Genomic DNA, 17703 nt, shown 5'->3' on the forward strand with positions numbered 1-17703 from the left:
ACCCCGTGATGTAGAAACTGGTATGAACGGTACTGAGGCGAGATCAACCATCCGCTGTGCGAGATGTGCCTGTAACATGCCAACCCATTGATCTGTGCCGCTGGAGACGACCCTTGCCTGACACTCGCCCACCCGTTCTTGACGAAATCGACCGCCAATTGATTGCAGCCCTGCAGATCAATGCCCGCGAAAGCGTGGCTATGCTCGCGCGACAATTGGGCATTGCTCGCACCACCGTGACTTCGCGATTGGCTCGGCTGGAAAAGGCCAAAGTGATCACCGGTTACGGCGTGCGTTTGGGTCAACGTGTCGTGGATGGCGGCTTGCAGGCGTACGTCGGGATCACGGTGCAACCGCGCTCGGGCAAGGAAGTGTTGCGACGCCTCAGCGCGATGGCCCAGGTTCAGCAATTGTGCGCGGTCAGTGGCGAATTTGATTACGTGGCGTGGCTGCGCACTGATTCACCTGAGCAGCTGGATCAGTTGCTCGATCAAATTGGCAGCGTGGATGGCGTGGAGAAGACCACGACCTCGATCATTCTCAGCAGCAAGATTGATCGGGGCCAGCCGGTTTAATCCAATCTGCTCTTCATGCTCGTCAAATTGTAGTATTAACAAGCAAAACGACGACACATTGCGTCTTATTAACGTGTTCTACGCTCTCTAGAATGGCTGCCATCTTTTCCTATACTCAGACGCGCATCCCGCGTCCGGTCGCCAGCAAGGTCAGCCATGAACAAGAACAATCGCCATCCTGCAGACGGTAAAAAACCAGTCACCATTTTCGGTCCGGACTTTCCCTTCGCTTTCGACGACTGGATCGAGCACCCGGCCGGCCTGGGCAGCATTCCTGCGCACAACCATGGCGCCGAAGTCGCGATCGTCGGTGCCGGTATCGCAGGTTTAGTGGCAGCGTACGAATTGATGAAAATGGGCCTAAAACCCGTCGTCTACGAAGCCTCAAAAATGGGCGGCCGTCTGCGCTCCCAGGCATTCAACGGCGCTGAAGGCATCATCGCCGAGCTCGGCGGCATGCGCTTCCCGGTGTCGTCCACCGCGTTTTATCACTACGTCGACAAGCTCGGCCTTGAAACCAAACCTTTCCCGAACCCGCTGACACCTGCCTCGGGCAGCACGGTGATCGACCTCGAAGGTCAGACCCATTACGCACAGAAGCTGGCGGATCTTCCTGCACTGTTCCAGGAAGTCGCCGACGCCTGGGCCGATGCGCTGGAAGCCGGTTCACAGTTCTCTGACATCCAGCAAGCGATCCGCGACCGTGATGTGCCGCGCCTCAAAGAGCTGTGGAACACCCTCGTTCCGCTGTGGGACGACCGCACTTTCTACGACTTCGTTGCCACCTCCAAAGCCTTCGCCAAACTCTCGTTCCATCACCGCGAAGTGTTTGGTCAGGTCGGTTTCGGTACCGGCGGCTGGGACTCGGACTTCCCGAACTCGATGCTGGAAATCTTCCGTGTGGTCATGACCAACTGCGACGATCACCAGCACTTGGTGGTCGGCGGCGTGGAACAAGTGCCGCTGGGAATCTGGCGTCATGTGCCGGAACGTTGCGTGCACTGGCCGGAAGGCACCAGCCTCAGTTCGTTGCACAGGGGCGCTCCACGCTCCGGCGTGAAGAAAATCGCCCACGCAGCGAACGGCCGTTTTACGGTCACCGACAACTACGGCGACACTCGCGAATACGCCGCTGTTCTGACCACCTGCCAGAGCTGGCTGCTGACCACCCAGATCGAATGCGATGAAACCCTGTTCTCGCAAAAAATGTGGATGGCCCTCGACCGCACCCGCTACATGCAATCGTCGAAAACCTTCGTGATGGTCGACCGGCCCTTCTGGAAGGACAAGGATCCGGAAACCGGCCGCGACCTGATGAGCATGACCCTCACCGATCGCCTGACCCGCGGCACCTATCTGTTCGACAACGGCGACGACAAGCCGGGCGTGATTTGCCTGTCGTACTCATGGATGAGCGACGCGCTGAAAATGCTCCCGCACCCGGTGGAAAAACGCGTGAAACTGGCGCTGGATGCGTTGAAAAAGATCTACCCGAAAGTCGACATCGCTGCGCGGATCATTGGCGATCCGATCACCGTGTCCTGGGAAGCCGACCCGCATTTCCTCGGCGCTTTCAAAGGCGCCCTGCCCGGCCACTATCGCTACAACCAGCGTATGTACGCGCACTTCATGCAGGCTGACATGCCGGCCGAGCAGCGCGGGATTTTCATCGCCGGCGACGATGTTTCGTGGACGCCTGCGTGGGTCGAAGGCGCGGTGCAGACCTCGCTCAATGCGGTGTGGGGCATCATGAAACACTTCGGCGGTGAAACTCACGCCGAGAACCCGGGTCCAGGAGATGTGTTCAACGAGATCGGCCCGATCGCCCTGCCCGAGTAAGAGGAATCCCGAATGCGCGTAGCCCTTTACCAATGTCCACCGCTGCCCCTGGATGTCGCAGGTAATCTGCAACGTCTGCATCAATTGGCGCTGGAGGCCAAGGGCGCGGATTTGCTGGTGCTGCCGGAGATGTTTTTGACCGGTTACAACATCGGCATCGATGCCGTCAGCGTGCTGGCGGAAGTGCACAACGGTGAGTCTGCGCAGCAAATCGCGCGCATCGCCAAGTCGGCCGGGATTGCCATTTTGTATGGCTATCCCGAGCGCACCGAAGACGGGCAGATCTACAACGCCGTGCAGTTGATCGACGCTAATGGCGAGCGGTTGTGCAACTACCGCAAGACTCACCTGTTCGGCGACCTCGATCACTCGATGTTCAGCGCCGGGCCGGATGAGTTTCCGCTGGTTGAACTCAATGGCTGGAAGCTCGGCTTCCTGATCTGCTACGACCTGGAGTTCCCGGAAAACGCCCGACGCCTGGCCCTGGCTGGCGCCGAGCTGATCCTGGTGCCCACGGCGAACATGATTCCCTACGACTTCATCGCCGACGTCACCGTCCGTGCCCGGGCTTTCGAAAACCAGTGCTATGTGGCTTACGCCAACTATTGCGGCAACGAAGGCGAGATCCAGTATTGCGGCCAGAGCAGCATCGCCGCACCGGATGGCAGCCGCATCGCCCAGGCCGGCCTCGATGAAGCACTGATTGTCGGCGAGCTGGATCGTCAGTTGATGGCCGATTCCCGCGCCGCCAATCGCTACTTCCTCGATCGCCGCCCCGAGCTTTATGGCGAGCTGAACAAGCGCTGACTACCCCTTATCCGCTAGCATTAGCGCTTCTCTGCTCTGGAAGTGCTCATGCCTGCGCTGAACCACCCCCACCCTCACACTGAAACCCTGGCCAACGGTCTGCGGGTAACGCTGCGTCATCGGCCCGATTTGAAGCGCAGTGCTGCTGTGTTGCGGGTCGCTGCTGGCAGCCATGACGTGCCGGCGGCCTGGCCCGGGCTGGCGCACTTTCTCGAACACTTGCTGTTTCTCGGCACAGAACGTTTCCCCACAAGCCAAGGGCTGATGGCCTACGTCCAGGGTCATGGCGGTCAGGTGAATGCGCGGACCAGCGAACGCACCACGGACTACTTTTTCGAGTTACCGCCTCAGGCATTTACTGGAGGATTGGAGCGCCTGTCAGACATGCTCGCTCATCCACGTATGAATCAGGACGATCAGCGGCGGGAACGGGAAGTGCTGCACGCAGAATTTGTCGCATGGTCCCGTGATGCGACGGCCCAGCAGCAATTCGCGTTGTTCGACGGTCTTTCAGCGGCGCATCCACTGCGGGCGTTTCATGCCGGCAACCGCTACAGCCTGCCGGTGCCGCAACCTGAGTTTCAACAAGCCTTGCAGGATTTCTATCAGCGGTTTTATCAGACCGGGCAGATGACCTTGAGCCTGACCGGGCCGCAGAGTCTCGATGAGTTGAGGGCGATGGCTCAGCGCTTTGGCGCTGCTATTCCCGTAGGGGAAAAAGTCCCGCAACAAGCGCCTACATCGCTGATGGACTCTTCGGACAAAAGTTATCAACAAGCTGGCGCGCGTCGACTGGATCTGCTGTTTTCCTTCGACGCGTTGCCCGATTCTTCACCCGAGGCGCTGGCGTTCCTGTGTCATTGGCTGAACGCCGCGAAACCCGGCGGTCTGCTGTCGCAATTGCGCGAGCACGGGCTGGCTGACAGCCTGAAAGCTGCGCCACTCTATCAATTCGCCGGCCAGGCTTTGTTGCACATCGAATTCACGTTACCTGCCAACGCAACGCCCAACGGGATCCGCGAGCGGCTACTGGATTGGCTCGGATTCTTTGCCTCGCAGCAACCCTGGACCGGGTTGCGCGAAGAATACGCCGCCCTGCTGCAGCGTCAGCAGCAAGTCAGCGGCGCCCTGCAACTGGCCCGACTGGACAGCGAACAGCGTGAAACAGGGTTATCCGAATCGAGCGTTGCAGCCCTCAGGGAAGTCCTGAAACAAATCGGCGCTGTGGATAACTTCACCGGCCCATGGCAACGGCCCACACCTAATCCGTTTTTACGCGCAGAGGTTCCGGCCCCGAGTGCCGGACTGATCCGCGGCCAGACCAGCAAACACCGGGGCCTGCGGACTTTTGCTCAGGATCGCTCACGCGGTCGTCGTGAACGTTCGCCCATGCAGTTCAGTCAGGCGTTGCCGGATAACAGTGCCGAAGGCGCCGTTTACCTGCGCTGGCGTCTGGACTTGACACCTCGCAGCAACCTTCAGGCGAGCCTGGAAAACCGCCTTCAGCCATTGAGTGAAGACGCTCGCCAGGCAGGTGTCGATTTTTCCTTCAGTGCATCGGGCAATGAATGGCTGCTGAAAATGACCGGGCTACAGGAGCCGATGCCGACCGTCCTCGAACACGCGCTGAAAGAACTGACAACACCTGAAGCCGGTTTCTCGCAAGCAGAGCCGCCGAGCGTTGGGTTGATGCCGATTCGACAGTTGCTGAAAGCGCTGCCTGATCACTGCCTTGAGCGCACCGCTGATTCGGACGATTTGATGCAGCTTTGGTTGGGCGCACGCTGGGATGGTCTGGCGACCGGGCTGTCCGCCCAGACACAAGCGGCGATGGGCCTTGCCTTGAATCGTGTGCCCGGCACTGCGGACAATCAACTGACGCCGCCCTCCCCGATAAACGCGCAGCACCTGTGGAGCGCTGTCGACACCGGGTCCAGCGAACACGCGTTGTTGCTCTTCTGCCCGACGGCAACCGCTGACATCGCTGACGAAGCCGCCTGGCGCTTGCTGGCTCACGTCTGCCAGACACCGTTTTACCAACGCCTGCGGGTAGAACTGCAGCTCGGTTATGCGGTGTTCAGCGCCCTGCGTCAGATCCATGGGCAGACCGGGCTGCTGTTCGGCGTGCAATCGCCCAGCGTCGCCCCTCTGGATCTGCTGGAACACATCGAACACTTCCTGAGCGGATTGGCCGGGATGATCGACGACATCAATGACGATACCTTCATCGACCAGCGCCAGGCACTGGCCGATCAATTCGATAGCGCGGCACTACCCAATGCCCAGGCCGCCGAACTGCTCTGGCAGGGCAAACTGGCCGGCCACTCGTCGGATTATCTGACCCAACTGCCTCAGGCAATTCTAATGATCGAACGCGAAACGTTACTGGCCGCCGCACAACGACTGAATCAGGCCGAAGGCGGTTGGCGCTGCCTGGCCAGCGGACCTTGCCCGGGCTCGCCTTGGCAAGCGGCAAAATGATCATTACCGGTGCTGCAATTAGCTTTCTCAAAGATTCCCGGCCAATCGCCCTGAAATTTTGAGTAACATAGCCACCTAACTATCTGAACATCTCCGGCTGGAGGTGGACTATATGTATAGACCTCAACTGTCCCATCACCTGAAGGAGCGTTCCTATGTCCTGGTCCAAACCTGCTTACACCGACCTGCGTATCGGCTTTGAAGTCACCATGTACTTCGCAAGCCGCTAATCTTTTTGTAGCGCAGTGCAACGCCTCGGCTCGCCGAGGCGTTTTTATTTTCAGTTTTCAAAATGATGGAGCGGCCATGTTTGTCCAGATTCTAGGTTCCGCCGCTGGCGGTGGTTTCCCCCAGTGGAACTGCAACTGCGTGAACTGCGCCGGTTTTCGCGATGGCAGTCTGAACGCCAAGGCGCGGACCCAGTCGTCCATCGCAATTTCCGATAACGGCGTGAATTGGGTGTTGTGCAACGCATCGCCGGACATCCGCGCCCAGCTCCAGAGCTTCGCCCCGATGCAACCGGGCCGCGCCCTGCGCGATACCGGCATCAACGCGATCATCCTGATGGACAGCCAGATCGACCACACCACCGGCCTGCTCAGCCTGCGTGAAGGTTGCCCGCACCAGGTCTGGTGCACCGACATGGTCCACGAAGACCTGAGCACCGGTTTCCCGCTGTTCACCATGCTGACCCACTGGAACGGGGGGCTGACCTGGAACCAGATCGAGCTCGACCGCAGCTTCACCATCCCGGCCTGCCCGAACCTGCGCTTCACCCCCTTGCCGCTGCGTAGCGCCGCACCGCCGTACTCGCCGCACCGTTTCGACCCGCACCCGGGCGACAACATCGGCCTGATCGTTGAAGACCTCAACACCGGTGGCAAACTGTTCTACGCACCGGGCCTGGGCAAGGTCGACGCACCGCTGCTTGAGATCATGGCCGGCAGCGATTGCCTGCTGGTGGATGGCACGATGTGGGATGACGACGAAATGCAGCGCCGTGGCGTCGGCACCCGCACCGGCCGGGAAATGGGCCACCTGGCGCAGAACGGCCCCGGCGGCATGCTGGAAGTGCTGGAACAACTGCCCAAGCAGCGCAAAGTGCTTATCCACATCAACAACACCAACCCGATTCTCGATGAGGATTCGCCAGAGCGTGCAGAACTGGCTCGGCGCAATGTTGAAGTGGCGTATGACGGTATGAGTATTGTGTTGTAGGGCATCGAGACCGCTGCGCGGCCTATCACCAGCAGGCTGGCTCCCACAGGGGAATGCGATCAACTGTGGGAGCGAGACCGGCTTGCCGGCGATGAGGCCGGTCCTGACACCTAAGAATCCACCGGTCGTACCCGGAGAACCGAAATGACTGACACAGCAATGTCCCCCACCGAGTTCGAAGCAGCCCTGCGCGCCAAGGGCGCCTATTACCACATCTATCACCCGTATCACGTGGCGATGTACGAAGGCCGGGCAACGCGCGAGCAGATCCAGGGCTGGGTCGCCAACCGTTTCTATTATCAGGTGAACATCCCGCTCAAGGACGCCGCGATCCTCGCCAACTGCCCGGACCGCGAGATTCGTCGCGAGTGGATTCAGCGCTTGCTTGACCATGACGGAGCCCCCGGCGAAGACGGCGGCATCGAAGCCTGGCTGCGCCTGGGCCAGGCCGTCGGTCTCGACCCGGATCAATTGCGCTCGCAGGAATTGGTACTGCCCGGCGTGCGTTTTGCCGTCGATGCCTACGTCAACTTTGCCCGCCGTGCCAGTTGGCAGGAAGCCGCCAGCAGCTCGCTGACCGAACTGTTTGCGCCGCAAATCCACCAGTCGCGCCTGGATAGTTGGCCGCAGCATTACCCGTGGATCGATCCGGCCGGTTACGAGTATTTCCGCACCCGCCTGGGTCAGGCGCGCCGCGATGTGGAACACGGCTTGGCGATCACATTGCAGCATTACACGACGCGGGTCGGCCAAGAGCGCATGCTGGAAATTCTCCAGTTCAAACTGGACATTCTTTGGAGCATGCTCGATGCCATGAGCATGGCCTACGAACTGAAACGCCCGCCGTATCACAGCGTGACCGAGCATCGGGTCTGGCATAAAGGAATCACCTTATGAGTTTTGATCGCAGCAAGACCCCGACCTGGCGTCAGGGCTACCGCTACCAGTACGAACCGGCGCAGAAAGGCCATGTGCTGCTCTACCCGGAAGGCATGATCAAACTCAACGAAAGCGCCGCACTGATCGGCGGTTTGATCGACGGCGAGCGTGATGTCGCGGCGATCATTGCTGAACTGGACGCGCAGTTCCCCGGCGTGCCCGAGCTCGGTGATGACATCGAGCAATTCATGGAGGTCGCCCGTGCTCAGCACTGGATCGAACTTGCCTGACTCCGCGTCAGACAAGTTACCGCCCAAACCGGAAATCGGTCTGCCCTTGTGGCTGCTGGCCGAGCTGACGTATCGCTGCCCGCTGCAATGCCCGTACTGCTCCAATCCGCTGGACTTCGCCGAGCAAGGCAAAGAACTGAGCACTGAGCAGTGGATCAAGGTCTTTTGCGAAGCGCGGGAAATGGGCGCGGCGCAATTGGGCTTCTCCGGCGGCGAACCGCTGGTGCGCCAAGACCTCGCCGAGCTGATCACCGAGGCGCGCAAGTTGGGTTTCTACACCAACCTGATCACTTCCGGCATCGGCCTGACCGAGCAGAAAATCAGCGATTTCAAGAAGGCTGGCCTGGACCACATTCAGATCAGCTTTCAGGCCAGCGACGAGCAAGTGAACAACTTGCTGGCCGGCTCGAAAAAGGCCTTCGCCCAGAAGCTGGAAATGGCCCGCGCAGTGAAAGCCCACGGCTATCCGATGGTGCTGAATTTCGTGACCCATCGGCACAACATCGACAAGATCGACCGGATCATCGAGCTGTGCATCGCCCTTGAGGCGGACTTTGTGGAACTCGCCACTTGCCAGTTCTACGGTTGGGCGCAGCTCAACCGGGTCGGTCTGTTGCCGACCAAGGAACAACTGGTCCGCGCCGAACGCATCACCAACGAATACCGCGCCAAACTCGAAGCCGAAGGGCATCCGTGCAAGCTGATTTTCGTCACCCCTGACTATTACGAAGAACGCCCGAAAGCCTGTATGAACGGCTGGGGCAGTATCTTTCTGACGGTCACGCCGGACGGAACTGCCCTACCTTGTCACGGCGCCCGACAGATGCCGGTGAAGTTTCCCAACGTGCGCGACCACAGCATGCAGCACATCTGGTACGACTCGTTCAGCTTCAACCGCTTCCGCGGTTACGACTGGATGCCCGAGCCCTGCCGTTCCTGCGACGAGAAAGAAAAAGACTTCGGCGGCTGTCGCTGCCAGGCGTTCATGCTCACGGGGGATGCGAGCAACGCCGACCCGGTGTGCAGCAAATCGGAACATCACGGCGTGATCCTCAAGGCTCGCGAAGAAGCCGAGCACGCGACCCAGACCATCGAACAACTGGCCTTTCGCAATGAACGAAATTCACGACTCATCGCTAAAAGCTGAACCCTTCAGCGCTGCCAAGGCTGTTGCGGCTGGCATCGACTTCGCCGAGTTACAGGTCGGCCCACATGGCTTGCTCTGGAACGAGTACCGCCCCGAGGACGCCGCCTGCCGAATCTGGCATTGGCGTGACGGCCAGGCGCATTGCCTGACGCCAGCGGGCTTCAGTGTGCGCAGTCGGGTGTACGAATATGGCGGCGGCGCGTTCTGTCTGACCGATGACGGGGTTGTTTTCGTCAACGAGGCGGACCAACAGTTGTATCGACAGTCGCTGGCCGGCGAGACACCTGAGTTACTGAGCTCAGGCGAATGCCGATACGGCGATCTGCAGTTCGCTAACGGGCAGGTATTGGCGGTTGAAGAAAACCGCGACCGGCACCGTCTGGTGGCTATCGATGTGGCTGACGGGGTACGTCATCTGCTGGCCGAAGGCGCTGATTTCTATGCCGCGCCGACGTTGAGTCCCAATGCGCAACGACTGGCGTGGATCGAGTGGAGCCGCCCGGATCAGCCATGGACCGCGACTCGCCTGATGGTTGCCGAACGCCAGAACGATGGCCGTTTTGCTCTGCCGCGTTGCGTGGCGGGCGAAGACGCTGAGGAATCGCTGCAACAACCGAGGTTCGATGCAAGCGGCCGTCTGTTTTGCCTGACAGATCGCAGCGGCTACTGGCAGCCTTGGGTGGAATCGGCAGACGGTCTGAGCCCGCTGCCGAGTGCCGCCGCTGATCATGGGCCTGCGCCGTGGCAGCTGGGTGGCAGCACTTGGTTGCCACTGAGCGAACGCAGCTATCTGGCGAGCTGGACCGAAGACGGATTTGGCAGACTGGGGCTTTGTGGTGACGCCGGTGAAGATTTCACGGGCGATTACAGCCGCTTCCGCTCTCTCGCACTGGATGAGCAGTTCATCTACTGCATCGCCGCTTCACCAGTCAGTTCGTCGTCAGTCATTGCCATCGACCGCCAGACCCGACAGGTCAAAACATTGGCTGGCGGTATTGCACCGTTGCCTGCCGAACAGATCAGCGTCCCGCAAACCCTGCGCTACCCGAGCGGTTCGGGCGAGGCGCACGGCTTCTTCTATCCAGCAATGACCAGTGAGGAAAAACCGCCTCTGGTGGTGTTCATCCACGGCGGCCCGACTTCGGCCTGCTACCCCATGCTCGATCCGCGAATCCAGTACTGGGCGCAACGCGGCTTCGCGGTGGCCGACCTCAACTACCGCGGCAGCAGTGGTTATGGTCGGGCTTATCGACAAGCGCTGCATTTGAGCTGGGGCGAAGTGGACGTGGAGGACGCCTGCGCCGTCGTCGCTCATCTTGCCGAACGCGGACTGATCGACGGCGACAAGGCGTTTATTCGCGGTGGCAGTGCCGGTGGTTACACCACCCTTTGCGCATTGGCCTTCCACAACGTCTTTCGCGCCGGCGCCAGCCTGTATGGCGTCAGTGACCCTCTGGCGCTGGGCCGGACGACTCACAAGTTCGAAGGCGACTATCTGGATTGGCTGATCGGCGACCCGGTGCAGGACGCCGAACGCTACGCCGCTCGAACGCCGTTGCTGCACGCAGGCAACATCAGTGTGCCGGTGATTTTCTTTCAGGGTGAACTGGACGCAGTGGTGGTGCCGCAACAGACCCGCGACATGGTCACGGCACTACAGGACAACGGCATTCTGGTTGAAGCGCATTACTACGCTGACGAACGCCATGGCTTTCGCAAGGCCGGCAATCAGGCCCATGCGCTGGAGCAGGAGTGGTTGTTTTATCGAAGGGTGATGGCGTTGGCAGGCTGAGATGGCAACGTTCCATTCGCGGGCAAGCCTTGCCCGCGAATGCAATCTAGATGACGCCGCGAAACTCAGCGCTTGGCGATGATGTACACCGCATGCACGATCCCGGGGATGTAACCGCACAGCGTCAGCAGAATATTCAGCCAGAACGCCCCGGCGAAACCGACTTGCAGAAACACACCCAGTGGCGGCAACAGAATGGCGATGATGATGCGAATAAAGTCCATGGGGTCAGCTCCTGATTAAAGTTGGCTCGTGCGAGCTTACAGCTAATCGACCTTTGCCGTTCGTCAGGGTTCAGTCTGTGACTTCCGAGCACCAAACCATCGCGGTGAATTTCGCAGACAAAAAAACGCCCCACGCCAAAAGAATCAGGCATGGGGCGATGCGTTATACCGCGAGACGGTTCGGGAATTCGTGTAGGAAAGGTCTGATCAGACGGCAATCCCTTTGCGGCACTGCAGTTGTGCAGTGCGCACACGGGAGAAGGCACGGGCCAGGCGCAGGAGCATTTCGTCGATGTTGGTTTTGCTGACGGTGAGGGCCGGGGTAAAGCGCAGGCAATCAGGCTGCGGAGCGTTGAGCAGCAAACCTTCGTACAACGCTGCTTTGACGACGGCGTCAGCCGATTCGGCTGACAAGGTAAGACCCCAGAACAGCCCTTGCCCGCGCAACTCGCCGTGACCATAGCGACGGGATAAACGCTGCAGACCTTCGCTCAGGTGCTGACCGATTTCCCCGACATGATCGAGAAACCCCTTGTCCTGCACGCTGTCGAGGACGGCAAGACCGGCAGCCGTCATCAGTGCATTGCCATGATGTGTACCTGTCACCTCGCCGACCTCGAAACAGCAGGCTTTGCCCCGCGCCAACAACGCTGCCAATGGCACGCCACCGCCCAGCCCTTTGCCGAGAACGACGATATCTGCCCGCACGCCGTAGGATTGTTCGGCGAGCAAGGTGCCACAACGCCCTAAACCGGTTTGCACTTCGTCGAAGATCAGCAGAATGCCCAGCTCACGGCACAGGCGCTCGACCCCTTTGAGGTAATGCTCGGTGGCCGGTATCACCCCGGCTTCGCTCTGGATTGGTTCGAGCATGATCGCCACGGTCTGGGCGTCGACGGCCGCATGCAAGGCCGAAAGATCATTGAACGGTACGTGACTAAAGCCCGGAAGCAGCGGCTCGAATCGGTTGGTCAGAGTCGAACTGTCCGACGCAGAAATCGTCCCCAGACTACGACCGTGGCAACCGTTGTTGGCAACGATGATCCGCGTAGCACCGCCGCGATGCCGTTGGCCCCATTTGCGTGCCAGTTTGATCGCCGCTTCACAGGCTTCGCTGCCACTGTTGAGCAGGTACGCCTGATCACTGCCGGTGCTGGAACACAGCCGCTCAGCAAGATTGAGCATGCCGCGGTTATGCAGGCCGAAACCGGGGTTGATCAACGACTGAGCCTGCGCCGCGATGGCGTTGACCAGAACCGAAGGACTGTGTCCGAGGCTATTGGCCCCGCCACCCTGTGAGAAATCCAGATAAGCGCGGTCATCACTGTCCCACAACCATGAGCCCTGGCCGCGCACGAATATCTGTTTCGGTCGCTCGACACTGGGCATCAGGCACTCGCTGGAAAGATTGTCATCTTTGGACGGCAAGAAGGTGCCCACCGCCAGGTCATCAAGACTCGGAGGATTGCGCCGCAAGCTGAACAAGTTCATCTGATCAAACCTCGTGCGAGGTTTTTTGCCTTACCTATGTAAACACCCTCGATGCAAACGGTATTCATCGCTCTCTGCGGCCCTGTAAGCCTTGTGAATGCGGTTAGACTAGGCTCACGCGAGGCCTTGAGCCATTTCGATTTCCCAGCATTTTCGATAAGCACACCTTATGGATTTCAAGCAACTGCGTTATTTCGTCGCGGTCTATGAAGAAGGTCATGTGGGCCGGGCTGCCGAGCGGCTTTCAATCTCCCAACCGGCACTGTCCCAGCAGATCCGCCACCTAGAGCAAAACCTCGATGTGAGCCTGTTCGAACGCAGCAGCAAACGGCTGCTGCCAACCCTGGCTGCTCATACGTTGTACAACCATGCCCTGCCCTTGCTGGATGGATTGCAGCGGGCACGGGAAGCCTTGGGCAACTTCAAGGGCCAGGCACTGCGCACGTTGGCGATCGGTGTATTGCAAACCGTCCACAGCAGCCTGGTGCCGCAGATGCTCGAACGCGTGCGCAAGGCGCAGCCGCATTTGGTGGTGCAGATCTATGAACTGACGGGGCTGGAAATCGAGCGGCGCTTGCTCAACGGTTCTCTGGACATCGGCATCAGCTATCTGCCGCCTCGTCAGCCGGGATTGCACGGCGTGATGCTGTACGAAGACGAACTGACCCTAGTCATCCCGGCGGATCACCCATTGCGGGAATTCAAGAAAGTTTCGATGAGTCAGGCCGCCGAATTGCCGATGTTACTGCTGGGTGAAGAGTTTCAAGTGCGGCAGATCTGGCAGGCGCAACTGGCCAATCTGGGACGACGTCCGCAGGTACAGGCAGAACTGAACAACATGGCGGGGATTCTCGACAGCCTGCCGCACACGCGACTGGCGACGGTGCTGCCCGGACGCTCACAACAGACACACGGCGACAAGGAACTGTTGTGGAAACCACTGAGCGAGCCGAGGGTGCCGCTTAAAGTTGGATTGGTATGTCGGGATGTGCAGCGACAACAGGCCTCGCTGGCCTTATTGCGTACGTTGCTGGAAGAAGTGATGAATGGCTCGGATGGGCACCGGAGCAGCCCGGCAACATTGGATGAAATGAGCTGAGCACTTTTCTGCAGGATCGAGTAGGAGGCGGATTTACATCCGCCGTCCTCTCACACCACCGTACGTACGGCTCCGTATACGGCGGTTCAGGCTGTGCGGTTAAGCCGGTTTATCGTATCCAGTATCGAGACCAGACCCAGTCGATCCCACAGCTTCTTCGGTAGCGCCTGATTCATGTGTGGTGCTCCCGAGTTCCACCATGGGCCTCGGCCATTAGAGGCTGATGCGCAGGCGCGCCCTTCGCCGATTCCCAGACGTATCAAGTTGCGAGCCCTCGTCGAGGGTCGCTTCCATTGACGCCATACAATGCAGCGAAGTTTGTGACGTACCCAGCCATCAAGCTTCTCCAGCGCTCGCTTGCCTTGAGTTAACTTGAAGTAGCCCGCCCAACCGCGCAGCACGGGGTTTATCCGCTCGATGACATTCGCCATCTTGTGGCCCCGCGCTCCGCGCAACAAGCCTGTGAGTCGGTCGCGCAAGCGACCCAGGCTTATCGTTGCCACTCTAAGCCTTGGCTGTTGATGCCAGCTCATCCCATACCCCAAGTAATCACACACCCAAGATCCTGCTACCCGACTCTTTTCCCGATTCAGCGTCAGTTTCAGCCGCAGACTCAGGAAGCGCTCGACACCGGCTATCACTCGCTCGCCGGCACGACGACTACGTACATAAATGTTGGCGTCGTCGGCATAGCGCACGAAACGATGGCCCCGCCGTTCCAGTTCGCGGTCGAATTCGTTGAGCAGGATGTTCGACAGCAGCGGCGAGAGCGGGCCGCCTTGCGGCGTGCCCTCTTGCCGTTGGCTGACGATCCCGCCCGACATCACACCGGCTTCGAGGTAACGGCGGATTAGCCTCAGCACACGCTTGTCTTCGATTTGACGCTCTACACAGGCCATCAATACATCGTGGTTGACCCGATCAAAGAACTTCTCCAGGTCGAGTTCCACGCACCAGCGGTGACCCGCAGCCACATGGGCACGGGCGGTTTCGATGGCTTGGTGAGCGCTTCTGCTTGGACGAAAGCCATAGCTGTAGTCCGAGAACAGAGGGTCGAAGATCGGCGTGAGCTGTTGCAACAGAGCTTGCTGGATCAGGCGATCCATCACATTGGGGATACCCAACTGACGGGTTCCGCCTTTGGGTTTTTGGATTTCGACGGCGCGTACACCTTGCGGGTGATACTCACCGGCCAGCAACCGAGCCTTGAGGATAGGCCAATACTGTTTCACGTAATCCGCCAGTTGGTCGACCGTCATGCCATCGGCACCCGGTGCGCCCTTGTTGCTGACTCGTTGATACGCACGCTTGAGGTTGGCCGGTGCAAGCTTCGGCTGACTTCTGCACGTTCACTCGGTAGGACACTGGCAAACGGGCAGATCTCCCAGGGTAATTCGCGCGACCTTCCTGCTTATGCCTGTCGGATCTACGTCATAGCGTTCCGTGCAAGTACTGGGCTTTGGCAATTTTGGCTACCTCACCCCGCTACGCCGCCTAATCCGCTTCCTGTTCGTCAGGCCAGCATTTTGCCTCGGGCTTCCTTCGGATTCGCAGTCACCCGCGACACCCTTGCCTCTGGCTAACACTTCCCCTTGCCGGGTGTGTAGAGGACTTTCACCTCCAAGTCACCAGCGTGGCCACCACAGCCAAACTGGTTGCGCTTGCGCGCAACGCGCCATGCCTGGCGCACCAAAAGAAAACCCCGCCGAAGCGGGGCTTTGCAGACTGTTTCCCTGACATCCATTTCACTCCGCCTTCCTGGCAGAATCCTACGTGTCCGTGTTGTTGCTTTGCGCTTCCTGCGCGACGTCCATGTGAAGTAGATTAGCTGTGGATCCAATCTTCATCTATGGGAGAAGAGCAGCACGTTATGTAAGAGAATGCTTACATAACGTTACATCGTCAGAACTGCCCTGCGTCCAGCAGGAACAACGATTCGCTGCCGGCCTTCACCGACGCGCTCAACGAGTGAATGCGCGGCAGCAGGCGGGCGAAATAGAAGCGCGCCGTGCCCAACTTGCTCGCGTAGAAATCGTCCTGCGCTTCTTTGCCAAAAGCGGCCTTGGCCATCAGTGCCCACATGTACGCATACGCCACGTAACCGAATGCTTGCAGATACTCGACCGAGGCAGCGCCGATTTCGTTCGGGTTGTTTTTCGCCCGATCCAGCAACCAGGCGGTCAGTTCGTCGAGGGTGGTCACGGCATCGCTCAGCGGCTTGGTGAACTCGGCCAGATCAACACTGGCAGTCGCGGTGAAATGACGGATCTCGTCGGCAAACAGGTTATAGAACGCCCCGCCGGTGCCGACGATCTTGCGCCCGACCAGGTCCAGCGCCTGAATGCCGTTGGTGCCTTCGTAGATCTGGGTGATGCGCACGTCGCGCACCAATTGCTCCTGGCCCCACTCACGGATGTAACCGTGGCCGCCGAAAATCTGCTGGCCGTGAATGGTGGTTTCCAGACCCAGATCGGTGAGGAACGCCTTGGCCACCGGAGTCAGCAGTGCCACCAGATCTTCCGCGCGTTTGCGGGTGGTGGCGTCTTCGCTGAACTTGGCGGTGTCCAGTTGCATGGCCACGTAAGTCGAGAAGGCACGACCGCCTTCGTTCGAGGCTTTCATGGTCAGCAACATGCGACGTACGTCCGGGTGGACGATGATCGGGTCAGCGACCTTGTCCTTGTTCTGCGCACCGGTCGGCGAACGGCTTTGCAGACGGTCGCGGGCGTATTCGATGGCGTTCTGGTAGGAGCGCTCGCCGGTGGCCAGGCCTTGGATACCAACCCCCAGACGCTCGTAGTTCATCATGGTGAACATAGCGGCCAAACCTTTGTTTGGCTCGCCGACCAGGTAACCCACGGCCTCATCGAAGTTCATCACACAGGTCGCGGACGCCTGGATGCCCATCTTGTGTTCGATCGAACCGCAGTTCGCCGGGTTGCGTGCGCCCAGGCTGCCATCGGCATTGACCATGAACTTCGGCACCAGGAACAGCGAAATGCCTTTCGGCCCCGCCGGTGCGTCCGGCAGCTTGGCCAGCACCAGATGGATGATGTTTTCGGTCAGGTCGTGTTCACCGCCGGTGATGAAGATCTTGGTGCCGCTGACCTTGTAGGAACCGTCGGCCTGAGGCTCGGCCTTGGTGCGGATGATCCCCAGGTCAGTCCCGGCGTGTGGCTCGGTCAGGCACATCGAACCGGCCCAGACGCCGGCATACATGTTCGGCAGGTACGCGGCTTTCAGCTCGTCGCTGGCGTGGGCGTTGATCGACAGGCAGGCGCCGGCAGTCAGCATCGGGTACAGGCCGAACGACAGGCTGGCGGAGTTGACCATTTCTTCGACTTGCGCCGAAACAGCCTTGGGCATGCCCATGCCGCCGTAGGTCGGATCGCCGCCGACACCGACCCAACCGCCTTCAGCATAAGTCTGATAAGCCTGTGGGAAACCTGCCGGCGTGGTGACGGCACCGTCCGCCCAATGGCAACCTTCTTCGTCAGCCGCACGGCTCAGGGGCGCGATGCTTTTGCTGGTGACCTTGCCGGCTTCTTCAAGAATGGCTTCGACCGTTTCAGCATCGATGGTCTCGGCCAGCGCAGGCAGTTCGGCCCAGAGTTTGGCGACCTCGAAAACTTCATTGAGAACGAAGCGCATATCGCGCAGGGGCGCTTTGTAGTCAGCCATGGCAAACCTCGCAAGATCTAAACAGGTGATTCGTAGGAGTGGTGCTTTCGTTGGGTCCGAGTGTAACCCAACAACTTTTGAGACACATAGGGTCAGCCAATGACCGCTTTGTAATTTTTAGTCACTGACTAATCAGTCATAAAAAAGCCCGCAATATGGCGGGCTCCTTTGTCACTGGTT

The 17703-nt window shown here is 59.6% G+C and carries 14 protein-coding genes and 1 pseudogene; 11 read left to right on the forward strand and 4 right to left on the reverse strand.

Annotated elements, in window-relative coordinates; genetic code table 11:
• Nucleotides 1–113 precede the first annotated feature (113 nt).
• The 10 genes from ACA056_RS26290 to ACA056_RS26335 all read left to right on the forward strand — a co-directional run bounded on the left by ACA056_RS26290 (nt 114) and on the right by ACA056_RS26335 (nt 11028).
• Nucleotides 114–575, forward strand: coding sequence for an Lrp/AsnC family transcriptional regulator (locus ACA056_RS26290; protein WP_007980298.1), 462 nt, complete (start codon nt 114–116; stop codon nt 573–575).
• A gap of 156 nt (nt 576–731) precedes the next feature.
• Nucleotides 732–2414 (forward strand): flavin monoamine oxidase family protein, encoded by a 1683-nt coding sequence (locus ACA056_RS26295; RefSeq protein ID WP_497268802.1) that lies wholly within the window; start codon nt 732–734, stop codon nt 2412–2414.
• A 12-nt stretch (nt 2415–2426) separates the two neighbouring features.
• Nucleotides 2427–3221 carry a carbon-nitrogen hydrolase family protein gene (locus ACA056_RS26300; RefSeq protein ID WP_497268804.1) on the forward strand — a complete coding sequence of 265 codons (795 nt, stop codon included), beginning with the start codon at nt 2427–2429 and terminating at the stop codon, nt 3219–3221.
• Between the two features lie 48 nt (nt 3222–3269).
• Nucleotides 3270–5702: a pyrroloquinoline quinone biosynthesis protein PqqF gene (pqqF, locus tag ACA056_RS26305; protein WP_497268806.1), complete on the forward strand. Its 2433-nt coding sequence runs from the start codon at nt 3270–3272 to the stop codon at nt 5700–5702.
• A gap of 155 nt (nt 5703–5857) precedes the next feature.
• On the forward strand, nt 5858–5932 hold the full coding sequence (pqqA, locus tag ACA056_RS26310; RefSeq protein WP_009045898.1) for a pyrroloquinoline quinone precursor peptide PqqA: 75 nt from the start codon (nt 5858–5860) through the stop codon (nt 5930–5932).
• Nucleotides 5933–6008: 76 nt separating this feature from the next.
• Nucleotides 6009–6920 carry a pyrroloquinoline quinone biosynthesis protein PqqB gene (gene pqqB, locus ACA056_RS26315; RefSeq protein ID WP_497268808.1) on the forward strand — a complete coding sequence of 304 codons (912 nt, stop codon included), beginning with the start codon at nt 6009–6011 and terminating at the stop codon, nt 6918–6920.
• Between the two features lie 144 nt (nt 6921–7064).
• On the forward strand, nt 7065–7817 hold the full coding sequence (gene pqqC / locus ACA056_RS26320; RefSeq protein ID WP_497268810.1) for a pyrroloquinoline-quinone synthase PqqC: 753 nt from the start codon (nt 7065–7067) through the stop codon (nt 7815–7817).
• Nucleotides 7814–8089 (forward strand): pyrroloquinoline quinone biosynthesis peptide chaperone PqqD, encoded by a 276-nt coding sequence (gene pqqD / locus ACA056_RS26325; RefSeq protein ID WP_415771827.1) that lies wholly within the window; start codon nt 7814–7816, stop codon nt 8087–8089. The genes pqqC and pqqD overlap by 4 nt, the downstream gene beginning before the upstream one ends.
• Nucleotides 8061–9236, forward strand: coding sequence for a pyrroloquinoline quinone biosynthesis protein PqqE (gene pqqE, locus ACA056_RS26330; protein WP_497268812.1), 1176 nt, complete (start codon nt 8061–8063; stop codon nt 9234–9236). The genes pqqD and pqqE overlap by 29 nt, the downstream gene beginning before the upstream one ends.
• Entirely contained in the window at nt 9202–11028 is a 1827-nt protein-coding gene (locus ACA056_RS26335; protein WP_497268814.1) for a S9 family peptidase, read from the forward strand. The genes pqqE and ACA056_RS26335 overlap by 35 nt, the downstream gene beginning before the upstream one ends.
• 65 nt (nt 11029–11093) lie before the next feature.
• Here the strand turns inward: ACA056_RS26335 and ACA056_RS26340 are convergent, their stop codons facing one another.
• Entirely contained in the window at nt 11094–11252 is a 159-nt protein-coding gene (locus ACA056_RS26340) for a YqaE/Pmp3 family membrane protein (RefSeq protein ID WP_007904205.1), read from the reverse strand.
• A 207-nt stretch (nt 11253–11459) separates the two neighbouring features.
• Nucleotides 11460–12743, reverse strand: coding sequence for an aspartate aminotransferase family protein (locus ACA056_RS26345; RefSeq protein ID WP_497268816.1), 1284 nt, complete (start codon nt 12741–12743; stop codon nt 11460–11462).
• A 169-nt stretch (nt 12744–12912) separates the two neighbouring features.
• On the opposite strand from ACA056_RS26345, the gene ACA056_RS26350 reads away from it, so the two are divergent.
• On the forward strand, nt 12913–13842 hold the full coding sequence (locus tag ACA056_RS26350) for a LysR family transcriptional regulator (RefSeq protein ID WP_497268818.1): 930 nt from the start codon (nt 12913–12915) through the stop codon (nt 13840–13842).
• Nucleotides 13843–13928: 86 nt separating this feature from the next.
• Here the strand turns inward: ACA056_RS26350 and ltrA are convergent.
• Nucleotides 13929–15170 (reverse strand): annotated as a pseudogene (gene ltrA / locus ACA056_RS26355) (group II intron reverse transcriptase/maturase); the annotation flags it as partial.
• A gap of 574 nt (nt 15171–15744) precedes the next feature.
• On the reverse strand, nt 15745–17523 hold the full coding sequence (locus tag ACA056_RS26360; RefSeq protein ID WP_497268820.1) for an acyl-CoA dehydrogenase C-terminal domain-containing protein: 1779 nt from the start codon (nt 17521–17523) through the stop codon (nt 15745–15747).
• Nucleotides 17524–17703 lie beyond the last annotated feature (180 nt).

It is taken from the genome of Pseudomonas sp. LBUM1666 (genome assembly GCF_059695775.1).

What these genes read in the sequence shown, in the direction of transcription:
- ACA056_RS26295 (WP_497268802.1), top strand. Translation starts at nt 732, where the DNA reads ATGAACAAGAACAATCGCCATCCTGCAGACGGTAAAAAACCAGTCACC.
- ACA056_RS26300 (WP_497268804.1), top strand. Translation starts at nt 2,427, where the DNA reads ATGCGCGTAGCCCTTTACCAATGTCCACCGCTGCCCCTGGATGTCGCA.
- pqqF (WP_497268806.1), top strand. Translation starts at nt 3,270, where the DNA reads ATGCCTGCGCTGAACCACCCCCACCCTCACACTGAAACCCTGGCCAAC.
- pqqB (WP_497268808.1), top strand. Translation starts at nt 6,009, where the DNA reads ATGTTTGTCCAGATTCTAGGTTCCGCCGCTGGCGGTGGTTTCCCCCAG.
- pqqC (WP_497268810.1), top strand. Translation starts at nt 7,065, where the DNA reads ATGACTGACACAGCAATGTCCCCCACCGAGTTCGAAGCAGCCCTGCGC.
- pqqD (WP_415771827.1), top strand. Translation starts at nt 7,814, where the DNA reads ATGAGTTTTGATCGCAGCAAGACCCCGACCTGGCGTCAGGGCTACCGC.
- ACA056_RS26335 (WP_497268814.1), top strand. Translation starts at nt 9,202, where the DNA reads ATGAACGAAATTCACGACTCATCGCTAAAAGCTGAACCCTTCAGCGCT.
- ACA056_RS26340 (WP_007904205.1), bottom strand. Translation starts at nt 11,252, where the DNA reads ATGGACTTTATTCGCATCATCATCGCCATTCTGTTGCCGCCACTGGGT.
- ACA056_RS26345 (WP_497268816.1), bottom strand. Translation starts at nt 12,743, where the DNA reads ATGAACTTGTTCAGCTTGCGGCGCAATCCTCCGAGTCTTGATGACCTG.
- ACA056_RS26350 (WP_497268818.1), top strand. Translation starts at nt 12,913, where the DNA reads ATGGATTTCAAGCAACTGCGTTATTTCGTCGCGGTCTATGAAGAAGGT.
- ACA056_RS26360 (WP_497268820.1), bottom strand. Translation starts at nt 17,523, where the DNA reads ATGGCTGACTACAAAGCGCCCCTGCGCGATATGCGCTTCGTTCTCAAT.